At 32.7% G+C, this 12,178-nt stretch carries 16 protein-coding genes; 2 read left to right on the top strand and 14 right to left on the bottom strand.

Going from position 1 to position 12,178, the window contains the following annotated elements; translation table 11 throughout:
• Positions 1-55: 55 nt before the first annotated feature.
• The 5 genes from veg to metG all read right to left on the bottom strand — a co-directional run bounded on the left by veg (position 56) and on the right by metG (position 4,697).
• Positions 56-319 (bottom strand): biofilm formation stimulator Veg, encoded by a 264-nt coding sequence (veg, locus tag LQ617_RS15290; protein ID WP_025905575.1) that lies wholly within the window; start codon positions 317-319, stop codon positions 56-58.
• 90 nt (positions 320-409) lie between these two features.
• The gene (gene rsmA, locus LQ617_RS15295) at positions 410-1,309 is read right to left on the bottom strand and encodes a 16S rRNA (adenine(1518)-N(6)/adenine(1519)-N(6))-dimethyltransferase RsmA (RefSeq protein WP_239740758.1); all 900 of its coding nucleotides are present in this window, start codon (positions 1,307-1,309) and stop codon (positions 410-412) included.
• A gap of 4 nt (positions 1,310-1,313) precedes the next feature.
• A complete protein-coding gene (gene rnmV / locus LQ617_RS15300; RefSeq protein ID WP_239740759.1) occupies positions 1,314-1,856 on the bottom strand; it encodes a ribonuclease M5 in 543 nt (180 codons plus the stop codon).
• 54 nt (positions 1,857-1,910) lie between these two features.
• Entirely contained in the window at positions 1,911-2,675 is a 765-nt protein-coding gene (locus tag LQ617_RS15305) for a TatD family hydrolase (protein ID WP_025905578.1), read from the bottom strand.
• Between the two features lie 21 nt (positions 2,676-2,696).
• Positions 2,697-4,697, bottom strand: a complete 2,001-nt coding sequence (gene metG / locus LQ617_RS15310) for a methionine--tRNA ligase (protein WP_204259031.1) — start codon at positions 4,695-4,697, stop codon at positions 2,697-2,699.
• 232 nt (positions 4,698-4,929) lie between these two features.
• Between metG and LQ617_RS15315 the strand changes: the two genes are divergently transcribed.
• Positions 4,930-5,205: an AbrB/MazE/SpoVT family DNA-binding domain-containing protein gene (locus LQ617_RS15315; RefSeq protein ID WP_025905580.1), complete on the top strand. Its 276-nt coding sequence runs from the start codon at positions 4,930-4,932 to the stop codon at positions 5,203-5,205.
• A 65-nt stretch (positions 5,206-5,270) separates the two neighbouring features.
• On the opposite strand, the gene rsmI is transcribed toward LQ617_RS15315, so the two are convergent.
• The 9 genes from rsmI to LQ617_RS15360 are packed head-to-tail and all read right to left on the bottom strand — an operon-like array spanning position 5,271 to position 11,607.
• Positions 5,271-6,113 (bottom strand): 16S rRNA (cytidine(1402)-2'-O)-methyltransferase, encoded by an 843-nt coding sequence (gene rsmI / locus LQ617_RS15320; RefSeq protein ID WP_239740760.1) that lies wholly within the window; start codon positions 6,111-6,113, stop codon positions 5,271-5,273.
• Position 6,114: 1 nt separating this feature from the next.
• Positions 6,115-6,363, bottom strand: a complete 249-nt coding sequence (locus tag LQ617_RS15325; protein WP_126476452.1) for a GIY-YIG nuclease family protein — start codon at positions 6,361-6,363, stop codon at positions 6,115-6,117.
• Positions 6,356-7,084: a tRNA1(Val) (adenine(37)-N6)-methyltransferase gene (locus LQ617_RS15330; protein ID WP_239740761.1), complete on the bottom strand. Its 729-nt coding sequence runs from the start codon at positions 7,082-7,084 to the stop codon at positions 6,356-6,358. The genes LQ617_RS15325 and LQ617_RS15330 overlap by 8 nt, the downstream gene beginning before the upstream one ends.
• Positions 7,085-7,135: 51 nt before the next feature.
• A complete protein-coding gene (gene yabA, locus LQ617_RS15335) occupies positions 7,136-7,468 on the bottom strand; it encodes a DNA replication initiation control protein YabA (protein ID WP_025905584.1) in 333 nt (110 codons plus the stop codon).
• Positions 7,469-7,482: 14 nt separating this feature from the next.
• Positions 7,483-8,289, bottom strand: coding sequence for a PSP1 domain-containing protein (locus LQ617_RS15340; RefSeq protein ID WP_037590307.1), 807 nt, complete (start codon positions 8,287-8,289; stop codon positions 7,483-7,485).
• A 4-nt stretch (positions 8,290-8,293) separates the two neighbouring features.
• Entirely contained in the window at positions 8,294-9,220 is a 927-nt protein-coding gene (locus LQ617_RS15345; protein WP_239740762.1) for a DNA polymerase III subunit delta', read from the bottom strand.
• Between the two features lie 52 nt (positions 9,221-9,272).
• Positions 9,273-9,602 (bottom strand): cyclic-di-AMP receptor, encoded by a 330-nt coding sequence (locus tag LQ617_RS15350; protein ID WP_025905587.1) that lies wholly within the window; start codon positions 9,600-9,602, stop codon positions 9,273-9,275.
• Positions 9,603-9,635: 33 nt separating this feature from the next.
• Complete coding sequence (tmk, locus tag LQ617_RS15355) at positions 9,636-10,256, bottom strand: dTMP kinase (protein WP_025905588.1); 621 nt, start codon at positions 10,254-10,256, stop codon at positions 9,636-9,638.
• Position 10,257: 1 nt separating this feature from the next.
• Positions 10,258-11,607 (bottom strand): aminotransferase class I/II-fold pyridoxal phosphate-dependent enzyme, encoded by a 1,350-nt coding sequence (locus tag LQ617_RS15360; protein WP_239740763.1) that lies wholly within the window; start codon positions 11,605-11,607, stop codon positions 10,258-10,260.
• Positions 11,608-11,714: 107 nt separating this feature from the next.
• On the opposite strand from LQ617_RS15360, the gene LQ617_RS15365 reads away from it, so the two are divergent.
• A complete protein-coding gene (locus tag LQ617_RS15365; protein ID WP_239740764.1) occupies positions 11,715-12,080 on the top strand; it encodes a GNAT family N-acetyltransferase in 366 nt (121 codons plus the stop codon).
• Positions 12,081-12,178 lie beyond the last annotated feature (98 nt).

Below are 12,178 nucleotides of genomic sequence, written 5' to 3' on the forward strand. Positions count from 1 at the left end.
ACCCTACGCCATATCACAGTCATATCGCGTAGAGTTTTTTATTAAATACCTTTAATTATTGAACGATGAATTCCTCTTTATGTTCATTCATAAAAGTTACTTGGACATTCTCAGTTAATACATCAGTGTATGTATAAGATACACGCTCAAAATTATGTTTCTCTTGATCTAATTCGACCACGAAAACTGATGGATACGTTTCCTTAAGCACGCCACTTCGCTCAATTAACTTCTTACGTCCTCCATTAGCTTTAAGTACAATACGATTTCCTAATTGACATTCCAATATTTTTTTGATGTCTACTAAAGTCTTCGGCATATTGACCCACCTCGCTATAGATAAAATTATACTACGAAAGCGGATTTTTGTCAAATAAAATTTAAATTTTATCAAGTTGATAAAGCAATGTCAATATATGTACATAGATAAATTCGGGTATTTTTTCAAATTGTTACAAAGATGTGCATATTCTTGTATTGTTAGCGTTTCACCACGTCGCTTAGGGTCTATGTTTGAAGCATTTAGCCATTCGACGATTTCATCTTTATGCAGTTTGCCATCTTTAATTGTATTAATATAATTGTTTAAAATTGTTTTTCGTCTTTGTCCGAAAGCACCTTTTGAAAGCTTGAATAGTAGTTTCTCATCATCTACTTCGACGATCGGTTCAATACGTTTCGTTAATTTAATAACGATTGAATCAACATTCGGTGGTGGCATAAAGACAGTCTTCGGGACGACTAACACACGTTCAGTTTCAGTGTAATACTGACAAGCTATTGATAATGAACCATAACTTTTACTACCTACTTCAGCGTTTAAGCGTTCTCCCACTTCTTTTTGCATCATGACAACATAGCCATCTATTGGTAAATCATTTTCAAGTAAATTCATCAATATAGGTGTCGTAATGTAATAAGGTAAATTAGCAACCAACATAATTTTATCGCAGTCTTTTAAGTGCGTTTCAATTTCTTGTTTAACATTGGCTTTCAATATATCTTCGTTTACAACTGTTACATTGTCATATGGACTTAACGTATCTTCTAATACAGGTATGAGTCTTTGATCAATTTCAAAAGCCAACACTTTCTTTGAAGCTCTCGCTAATTGTTCAGTAAGTGAACCCATTCCTGGTCCAACTTCAATAACACCTGTATGTTCATCTATATCACTAGCAGAAATAATTTTTTGAATAATATTTGTATCGATTAAAAAGTTCTGACCTAAACTCTTTTTGAATTTAAATCCATATTGATCTAATAACGCTTTTGTACGTTTAGGTGTTGCTATATCTTTATCGTTCATCGTGTCACTCCTCTTTATATCCCAGTGCTTCTTTTACATCTTTCTCAGTATAACCGAAGGCATTTAATTTGTTTAGCAATTGTTTGCCATTTGAATGGCCAATATTTAATTTACTGCATAGTATTTCGCGTTTTCTTCTAGCGTCAGGTCCTATAATTAATCCAAGGTCAATTAAGACTGCTTTATCAATTGTTTCAATGTCCGCTTCTAATGGAGAACTTACATTTGTAAGAGCATCTTTAATTGTCTCAATTGAGGCATGCTCAACGCCTATTTTACCTCTTTTATTTTTAGCTTTATCTCTTTGTATAAAAGCATGTTTCACACTAGGGATATACTGCTTGATTGTATTTCTAATTTTATCACCTGGGAAATCTGGGTCAGTTAATACAATGACACCACGTTTTTCATGCGCTTGTCTTATAACTTCTAGTGTTTCTTTTGATATTGCTGAGCCATTTGTTTCTATCGTATCGCAATCTACTGCTCTTTTAACATTAACTGTATCATCGCGTCCCTCAACAACAACAAATTCGTTTATCTTCATATTCATTTCCTTCTTTAAAGATGCCCCAAAACAACCGTTTTGGGGCATCATATTTTATAATTTAAATAATCTTTCAGCATTTTCTGTAGTAGCTTTACATACTTCCTCGTAAGAAATACCACGCAATTCAGCAATTTGTTCTGCAACAAGTTTTACACGCGCAGGTTCGTTTCTTTTCCCTCTATAAGGGTGAGGTGATAAGTATGGTGCATCTGTTTCAACGAGTAATCTATCTAATGGTACATGTTGAGCTACTTCTTTTGGTTGTTTCGCATTTTTGAACGTGACAGGTCCACCCAATGAAATATAGAAATTCATTTTGAGTATTTCATCAGCTATTTCGTTTGAGCCACTGAAACTATGCATAATGCCGCCAACTTCACTTGCATTTTCTTCTTTTAAGATATCAACGCAATCTTGAGTTGCTTCTCTATTATGAATAATAATCGGTAGTTGAACACGTTTAGCTAATGCGATTTGCTTTCTAAATACTTCTTTTTGGATATCTTTAGGTGACTTGTCCCAGTGATAATCTAATCCCATCTCACCTATACCGATGATTTTTGGGTGTTTAGACAATTCTTCAATCCATTGTAGACGTTCTTCCGTACAATCAATTGCATCAACAGGATGCCAACCTATAATGCCATATATAAAATCATACTGGTCTATTAATTTCATTGTTCTTTCAATCGTGTTCGTGTCGAAACCAACAACGAACATTCTATCGATACCTTCTTCCAAAGCTCGATCGATTACTTCTTGTAAATCTTCATCGTATTGATCCGCATTTAAATGGACGTGTGTATCTATTAACATTCGAATCTTCCTTTCATTACTTTACTTAATGATAGATCCGTTTTGTATTGCATTTGGTAAACCTACTAAAGTAAGTGTGCCGTCTTTCTCAGCTGATAAAATCATACCCTCTGATAATTCACCACGTAATTTGACTGGTTTTAAGTTCGTAACGACTGCTACTTTTTTACCTACAATATCTTCAGGTTTATAAAATTCAGCTATACCTGAAACAATTTGTCTCTTTTCGTTACCTAAATCTACTTTTATTTTTAAAAGTTTATCTGATTTTTTCACATAGTCTGCACCTGTAACAGTAGCAGCTTTGATTTCTACTTTATCAAATTGATCAATTGTGATTTCTGGTTTAGATGGTACTACTTCTTCCTCAGCAGTTTCAGCTTCTTCTTCAGATGATTCTGCAGTCGTTCCACCTTGCATAGAATCTTTGATGAACGCCACTTCTTGTTCTACATCTAATCTAGGGAAAATAGGCTCAGGCTTTTCAATCACTTTGATATCTTGATCAATAGCGCCATATTGTTCGATACTTTCAAATGTATCAAGTTTACCTTTTTCTAAGTTTAATTGACGGAAAATCTCATATGGTGCATGTGTTAAGAATGGACGTAATAATACCGCTGCAAATCTAATGTTTTCAACTAAGTGAATCATGACATTTTCTAGCATTTCACGTTCATTTTCATCTTTAGCTAATACCCATGGTGTTGTTTCATCAATATATTTGTTTGTACGACTAATCAACTTCCAAACTTCTGCTAAAGCAACTGAGAATTGCATATTTTCCATTGCTGAATAGAATTTATCTTTAGTATCTAAAGCCATTTGTTCCATCTCTTCATCTAATGGGTGTAATTTGCCTTTATATTTAGGAAGTACGCCATTAAAGTATTTATTAACCATTGCTATTGTACGATTTACTAAGTTACCTAAGTCATTAGCTAAATCGTAATTTGTTCTTTCAACGAATGCTTCAGGCGTAAATACACCATCTGCGCCAAATGGTAATTCTCTCATGAGATAGTATCTTGTTGCATCTAAGCCGTATTTATCAATTAAGACGTTCGGATCGACAACATTACCTTTAGATTTACTCATTTTACCGTCTTTCATCAAGATCCAACCGTGAGCAAATTCACGTTTAGGTAAAGGTAAGTCTAAAGCCATCAATAAGATTGGCCAAATAATTGAATGGAATCGAACAATTTCTTTAGCCATTAAATGCACATCTGCTGGCCAATATTTTTTAAATAGCGTGTCGTCATCTGATAAATAACCTAACGCAGAAATATAGTTCACAAGTGCGTCAATCCATACATACACAACGTGTTTAGGATTAGAAGGTACTTTAATACCCCAATCAAAAGTCGTTCTAGAAATCGCTAAATCTTCTAGACCTGGTTTAATAAAGTTGTTGATCATTTCATTCTTACGAGAAATTGGTAAAATGAATTCCGGATTTTCATCGAAGAATTTAAGTAAACGATCAGCATAGTTATCTAATTTAAAGAAATAACTTTCTTCTTTCACAAGTTCTACTTCATGACCTGAATCAGGACTCTTACCACCGACGATTTTGCCATCTTCATAAACTGGATCGACAAGTTGTGTTTCTGTGTAATATGTTTCATCTGGTATTGAGTACCAACCTTCATACTCACCTAAGTATATGTCACCTTGTGCTAATAACTTTTCGAAGACTTTTTCGACAACTTGTTTATGTCTTTCTTCAGTAGTTCGAATAAAATCATCATTAGAGATGTCTAATTTTTTCCATAAAGATTGGATACTTTTAATAATGCCATCTAAATATTCTATTTCAGATAAGCCTGCTTCTTTAGCTTTTTCTTGTATTTTTTGACCATGTTCATCTGTACCAGTTAAATAATGAACATCATAGCCTTGTAACCGTTTATATCTAGCAATTACATCACCAGCAACCGTAGTATACGCATGACCTATGTGTAAATTCCCGCTCGGATAATAAATCGGTGTCGTAATGTAAAAAGTCTCTTTCGTCATCAGCGTTTCCTCCTAATATCTTATCTATATAATATACCGAAAATTAAGCATTTTTTCAATATTACCTGATTATGGTATAGAGATAACAATTGTTTTATATTTCAAAAATTAAACGTATGCAATATATTGTTTTATTGACATTTTCTTCAATTCATATTAGTATACTATTTATATAATTGTCGAATGAATGTCGAATTAGATAATTATGGTTTTATTAAACGGAGGTAAAAAGATGAAATCAACTGGAATCGTGCGTAAAGTAGATGAACTAGGCCGTGTAGTAATTCCTATCGAATTACGACGCATATTAGACATTGCTGAGAAAGATGCTTTAGAAATTTATACAGATGACGATAAAATTATCTTAAAGAAATACTCACCTAACATGACTTGTCAAGTTACTGGAGATGTTTCTGAAGACAATTTTGTTTTAGCTGATGGTAAAATTGTCTTAAGTAAAGAAGGCGCTCAGCAACTAATTAACGAGATTGAGAAAAAATCAAAATAATAAAAGCTGCATATAAAAAAAGGAAATTTAAAGTAAACGATGTACTTTAAATTTCCTTTTTTTGTTTATTCGTCAATATGATACGCTTCGTATACATCTCTTTTTTTCATTTTTCTATCTACCGCTACTTGTTTGATAGCATCTTTAGATCTCATTTGATGTTCATTTATATAAATTTCGACATGTTGAACGAGATCCAAGTCTTCCCACCAATTATCAACTTGTGTCGATTCATCGACACCTTCAATCAAGATGACGAACTCTCCTTTTTGAGGTATACGCTCATCTGATAACATTTCTTCAATAACCTTTATTTGATTCGTTTCCACTTGTTCAAATTTCTTAGTAAGTTCTCTTCCGATTGCCACTTTTCTTTCAGGATCAATTTCAGCTATTGCTTGTACCGTTTGTTTAATTCTATAGGGTGACTCATAAATCATAGATGTTGATTCTCTCGTCATCCATTTTTCCAATACATCATGTTTTTCTTTCGCATGTCTAGGTAAAAATCCTAGAAACACAAATTTATATGATGGTAATCCACTTGTCATTAATGCCGTAATTGCCGCATTAGGTCCAGGAATCGTTTCAACACGATAACCATTATCCCTAACTTGATTCACAAGTTCATAACCAGGATCACTTATACAAGGACAGCCTGCATCAGAAACGAGCGCAATATCTTTGCCCTCCTCTAATAACCTCAATATTTGCTCAGAAGACTTATCTTTATTATGTTCATGATAAGACTTAAGAGGCGTTTGTATTTCATAATGCTGACAAAGCTTGCCTGTAACACGTGTATCTTCACAAAAGATATATTCGACTTCTGTTAACATTCTAACCGCACGATAAGTGATATCTTCTAAATTTCCGATTGGGGTTCCTACTAAATATAATATAGACATACTACCCCTCCTTAATAAGCGCTAATTTTTGTTTTCTACTTAACTGTTTTAAAGCATATTCTCGTTTTAAAGCTTCGGATTTATTATCGAATGTCTCATGATATACAAGTTTAACAGGGCGTCTAACTTTAGTATATTTAGCACCCTTACCTTCATTATGGACTTTTAACCTTCTGTCTAAATCTGTCGTATAACCAGTATATAACGTTTGATCCTTACACTCTAATATATATGTATAATGGTTAGCCATAATATACAACCTTCATTTCTTTTGAATAATCTCCATTCTCATCATAAATATAAAATGGTTGTTCAACTTTCAATCCTGCTTGACCACCACTTCTACCTTCAACTAAAATCGTAACCGCTTCTTTCTTATTAGGTGTGCTATATACCATTCTTAATCTTTTAGGTTCGATTTTATATTGTCGAAATGCGCTTAAGACATCCATCAGTCTTTCCGCTCTATGGACCATTACAAGTTTACCACCTTGCTTTAACAAATGCTTACTTGCTTTTAAAACATCATCTAATGTGCAGTATATTTCATGTCTCGCAATTTTATGTGCTTCCTTTTGATGTTGCATTTGTTGATTTTCTTTAAAGTAAGGTGGGTTTACGGTTACAACATCAAATGTTGAAGGATGATATGAGGTTGATACATTCTTTAAATCCATTTGTCTGATAGATATTTGGTCTTCTAACTGATTATGAGATATCGTTCGTTCAGCCATATCCACTAAAGCCTCTTGAATTTCTACCGCCTCAATTCTAGCTTGAGATTTGTGTGCCAATAACAAAGGAATAATGCCATTACCAGAACATAAATCCATTACTTTATCTTTATTTCGTACCTTTGTAAAATCTCCTAATAACAATGCATCTGTTGAAAATGAAAACACATCATCATTTTGAATAATTTCAAATTCTTCTCTTAATAATTGGTCGAGTCTTTCTCCCGAATTCAACATTTAAACACCTCACTTAAAAAAATCAGGCATATAGCATGCCTGATTTTCTTATTATCTATTCAACACTTCTAAACAAAATAAACAATCTTGTCCTTGTCTGTGTTTACCAAACAATTCTCCTCGACAAATATGAAAACCTTCATGATATAACATTGCTAAGTTATCTTTACTTTGAAGTGGCTTTAATTTCTTGTTTGGCTTTTTCTGTTGATTGTCTTCACTTGTTTCCATTACACGCTTCAAACTTTCATTCTCCATTTGAAGGGCAACATTGTCTTCGACTAATTCAACTGCCTGGTTTTTCAACTTTTCCATATGTTCATTAATTTGCTTAAGTTCATTCTCTAATGTCATAATCGTTTCAAACAACTCGTCCCTATTCACAATATAATCCTCCCTTATGAATGGACTTCAAGTAATTCATCAAGTTTATAATCAAAGAGTTGTTCGAAACCTTTCACTTTAACTTGCATTGTTATATCTAAAATATTTAATCCGACAACTTTGCCGTCACCTTCTGGCGTGACAACAGTTGTACCAATATCAGGCAATTCATTTCTAACTTCTTCATAATAGTCATTTTCATATTTTAAACAACACATTAAACGACCACAAGCACCTGATATTTTAGTTGGATTTAATGATAAGTTTTGATCTTTAGCCATTTTGATTGAAACAGGTTCAAAATCACCTAAAAATGTTGAACAACATAACGAACGACCACATGGACCAATACCGCCAAGTAATTTCGCTTCGTCTCTCACACCAATTTGTCGTAACTCAATTCGTGTTTTTAATTCATAAGCTAAAGATTTTACTAAAGTTCTGAAATCTATTCTATCATCAGCTGTAAAATTAAAGATGACTTTACTTTTATCTAATGTATATTCACAATTAACAAGTCGCATATCAAGCTCGTGAGTCGCTACCAACTCTTTACATAAAGCTAAAGCATGGTCTGCATCCTTTAAATTATCTTGATATTTTTGAATATCAGCTTCTGTTGCATGACGGATAACTTCTTTCAATGGTAAGACAACATCATCTTTACCTACATGGCGATTTGTTAATTTAACTTTACCAAGTTCAATACCACGTTTAGATTCAACGACAACTAAGTCATTTTCTTTGAAACGTTCCCCATTTGGTGAGAAATATTCTTTCTTCCCAGCTTTTTGGAATTGAACACCAATTATTTCATACATTTAATCACCTCTTCCCATTTATAACCATTTGTTCTAATACTAACGTTGCATTAACGTTTTGTGCTAATTTACGGTTTGCTTCCGTTATAACTTGTATATAATTCGAAATGTCATTTAAAGATAAATATTGACTGATCTCTCTAATTTCCACTTCTAAATCTGGATATGCCTTTATCGTATCTATTTGAATTTTGGCATGTAATAAATCTTGAAAATAAGCATTCAAGCTATTTAAAAATAATTGCTGCAACGGGCGTGTATTAGCAATTTTTATGCAATCGATCAAATAAATCATTGCCATCTGTGTATCTTTTACCATCAATTCAGCAAGTTTCGTTACAGTTTTTCTAAGCTGTACAAATAATTGTTCTTCTGTAAGAGCAAGTGCTTCTTCTTTATCAGAAGTAACAAAACTCAATGTATGCGCAATTGCAGAAGAAATACCAGACAGTTTTAATTCTTCTATATAATTTTCTTTAGATGCAGGTTTAAAATGAACAAGTTGGCATCTTGAATGTATAGTTGGCAATATTTGATCTTTCTTGGTTGTCAGTAACAGGGCAATTGTATTTGGAGGTGGTTCTTCCAAAAATTTAAGTATACTATTTTCACCCTGTACTGTTAGTTTATCAAAAGCTTCAATAATGTAAACTTTATATTGGCTTTCGATAGGTTTTTGATTCATTTTTCTGAGTAATTCTTCTATTTGTTGTTTCTTTATCGTCGTTTCATCTGATTGAATATATACAAAATCAGGATGATTAAAATTTTGAACTTTAACCACACAACTTTGTTCTGATTCACATAATATTTGTTCAGCAAAATAAAAAGCTGTAGATTTCATTTCAAACATATTATCTCCCTCAAATAAATAGGCATGAGATAATTGTTGTGCACTTAATAAATGATCAATCTCTTTGGTTAATTGCATATTTTACGCTCCTTGCAATAAAAAAGCTGCTCAAACGGCAGCTCATCAGTACTTAAAATTGATGGAATTGTTCAATTGGCATAACGAATACAGTTGCGCCACCTACTTCAACTTCTACAGGGTAAGGAATATAAGAATCCGCACTACCGCCCATTGGTGTGATAGGTGAAACAAGTTGTTCACGATTACCACAAGTTCCATCGATAACACGTAATAATTCATCTACACGTTCATCTTTGACACCGCATAAGAATGTTGTATTTCCAGCTCTTAGAAATCCACCAGTTGTTGCAAGTTTAGTGGCTCTAAAATTCTTTTCTATAAGTGCTTCTGACAAGTTTTGACTATCTTGATCTTGGACAATCGCTATTACCATTTTCATATCTAAACACCTCTTTATTTATTATATCATATTTTAATCTTGTTTCAGATATTTTACTATCGTAGAATATGCATCATCTACAACCTTTTCTAATGGTTGCGTGGCATCAATTACTTTAATTCTATCTGGATACTCAGCAATTAATTTTTTATAACCATCTGTAACTTTGTGATGAAATTCTATTTTTTCTTTATCCAAACGATTTGCATTACGTTGATTATCTTTAATTCGATTTAACCCCACTTCAGCAGGTACATCAAAATATAACGTTAAATCAGGATAAAGGTTATCAATCGCAAATTCATTAATTGCCTTAACTTCTTCTACCCCAATTTCACGTGCGTAACCTTGATAACTTAAAGAACTATCAACAAATCGGTCACATAATACGGTTCCACCTTTATTAAGTTGAGGTAATATTTTCTCCACTAAATGTTGTCTTCTAGCAGCAGCAAACAGCAATGCTTCTGTTCTCTCATCCATGTCATCATCACTATCTAACAACAAGTTTCTAATCGCTTCGCTTATTTTGATACCACCTGGCTCTCTAGTCAGTAAAATATCATAATCTTGATTTAACTTTTCATAAACTTTATGTATAACCGTCGTTTTGCCAGAACCCTCTGGACCCTCAAACGTAATAAATCGTCCCATTTTATTGTTCATCCTTTACCTTGATTTGCTTGTTTAATATACCTTCCACTCTACCACCTCTATCAAGCCATTGTAAAAGAGAATCTACTATTTCTTTACGAATATTTTCTCCTTTTAAAATGACTGGTATACCTGGTGGATAAGGCACAATATCTTCAGCAGCAATATAGCCATATGATGTATTCAAGTCCATCATTTTAGTTTTTTCAATATCGTTGTATTTATACATTGTACTATCTGTTTCGTATGGTAATTTAAATTGTACTTCCTCTTTAAGTTGATGCTCAACATTCACTTTAATATTTCTAACGCGATCAATCATATCTTCAAATGGGAACTTATCTGATTCATGCCATAATGGTAAGACTAATAACACAAATTTATAATCACATAACTCTACATAGATATGCACATCTTCAAATAGTTTTTGAATTTCAAATCCACTTAATCCTCTATAAGAAACAATTAATTTAAGAGGGTCCTCTAGACTCCCCACTTCAAATCCAACATTCTCCATCGTTTCAATGAATGTTTGTCTATTATATTTGAATCTTTGATCATCAAACTGCTTATAAAATTTTTCTGCACTTTCTAAACTAGCCATAATGAGATATGAAGGACTAGATGTTTGTAGCATCTTCAAATACTGTTGAATATTTTCTTTTATTTCTAAATCCTCTCTCATGTATAGAACAGAACCCATCGTTAAAGCCGGTAATGTCTTGTGGTAAGACTGCACGACTATATCAGCACCATAAGTCATAGATGATTCAGGGAAATATGAACTAATACCAAAATGTGCACCATGTGCCTCATCTACCAATACAGGAATTTGATGTTCTTTTAAGATTTTAATACTTTCTTCAATATCAAATGTTTCACCATAGTAATTAGGATAAGTAAAAATAGCTAATTTAATATGATTCAAATCTAAATCCCTTAATGAAGCTACACCATTATATTGATTCGTCTTATCTGATATTGTCATAGGCATAAACTTAGCATCTTGCTTCGTTAAATTCAAAGCATTAAATACTGATTTATGCGCATTTCTAGGAATTAATACTTCCCCATCTAAATGCGCCACTGCATAAATTGCTGATAGTATTCCAACAGTTGTACCATTAACGAGATACTGCCCATAATAACCAGGATACCTATTCAATTCAAACATACTCATCTTTATACAAGATTCTGGTTGATGCAAATCATCAAGCCCAGTTATTTCAGTCATATCCATAGCAAGATTTATTTCATCTAAATAACCAATTGTATGATTATGATGCCCTGGAACATGTAGTGAAATGGCATCAAGACCATTTAGAGATTTTAATTTTTCATTAATATTCATAAGGCTACCTCTTAATTTTTAGTCTTTATCATTATATCAATGATAAAGTCCAACGTCATTCCTGTAATAATTAAAATAAGATATACTTAAAAAAAGGAGTGAATAAAATGTTTATTAGAAATGCAATTGACATAGATATACAATCTATTTATGAAATAGCTCAGCAAGAAGGTTGGAAAACATTCAGTATTGAAAAAATCCAACAATTGCTTATTACATCTCATATTATTGTAATAGAAGTAAATAATGAGGTTATTGGTTATACTAGATTCTTAACAGACGAAACTGTCACATTATATATTACAGAACTCGTCGTTACAAAGACTCATAGAAAGAAAGGATATGCTAAAGCACTAATTGACTATTTATTAGCACAATATCCATCTGTTCGAATAGAATTATTATCAGAGAACAATTCTTTTTACGAGAAATTACATTTTAGAAATATTGGAACTGGCTATAGACTACCTTAAAAAATCACAAAAAAAAGAGACCTAACAGGTCTCGAGTGCGGCTCATCGCATCCATTTATAAATATTTGCCCGGCAACGTCCTACTCTCGCGGAACGTA

This window comes from Mammaliicoccus sp. P-M59, from assembly GCF_022386135.1.
Taxonomy (GTDB): Bacteria; Bacillota; Bacilli; order Staphylococcales; family Staphylococcaceae; genus Mammaliicoccus; species Mammaliicoccus sciuri_A.

Bases quoted from the DNA above. Each gene is read 5' to 3' on its own strand.
- veg (WP_025905575.1), bottom strand. From the start codon at position 319: ATGCCGAAGACTTTAGTAGACATCAAAAAAATATTGGAATGTCAATTA.
- rsmA (WP_239740758.1), bottom strand. From the start codon at position 1,309: ATGAACGATAAAGATATAGCAACACCTAAACGTACAAAAGCGTTATTA.
- rnmV (WP_239740759.1), bottom strand. From the start codon at position 1,856: ATGAAGATAAACGAATTTGTTGTTGTTGAGGGACGCGATGATACAGTT.
- LQ617_RS15305 (WP_025905578.1), bottom strand. From the start codon at position 2,675: ATGTTAATAGATACACACGTCCATTTAAATGCGGATCAATACGATGAA.
- metG (WP_204259031.1), bottom strand. From the start codon at position 4,697: ATGACGAAAGAGACTTTTTACATTACGACACCGATTTATTATCCGAGC.
- LQ617_RS15315 (WP_025905580.1), top strand. From the start codon at position 4,930: ATGAAATCAACTGGAATCGTGCGTAAAGTAGATGAACTAGGCCGTGTA.
- rsmI (WP_239740760.1), bottom strand. From the start codon at position 6,113: ATGTCTATATTATATTTAGTAGGAACCCCAATCGGAAATTTAGAAGAT.
- LQ617_RS15325 (WP_126476452.1), bottom strand. From the start codon at position 6,363: ATGGCTAACCATTATACATATATATTAGAGTGTAAGGATCAAACGTTA.
- LQ617_RS15330 (WP_239740761.1), bottom strand. From the start codon at position 7,084: ATGTTGAATTCGGGAGAAAGACTCGACCAATTATTAAGAGAAGAATTT.
- LQ617_RS15340 (WP_037590307.1), bottom strand. From the start codon at position 8,289: ATGTATGAAATAATTGGTGTTCAATTCCAAAAAGCTGGGAAGAAAGAA.
- LQ617_RS15345 (WP_239740762.1), bottom strand. From the start codon at position 9,220: ATGCAATTAACCAAAGAGATTGATCATTTATTAAGTGCACAACAATTA.
- LQ617_RS15350 (WP_025905587.1), bottom strand. From the start codon at position 9,602: ATGAAAATGGTAATAGCGATTGTCCAAGATCAAGATAGTCAAAACTTG.
- tmk (WP_025905588.1), bottom strand. From the start codon at position 10,256: ATGGGACGATTTATTACGTTTGAGGGTCCAGAGGGTTCTGGCAAAACG.
- LQ617_RS15360 (WP_239740763.1), bottom strand. From the start codon at position 11,607: ATGAATATTAATGAAAAATTAAAATCTCTAAATGGTCTTGATGCCATT.
- LQ617_RS15365 (WP_239740764.1), top strand. From the start codon at position 11,715: ATGTTTATTAGAAATGCAATTGACATAGATATACAATCTATTTATGAA.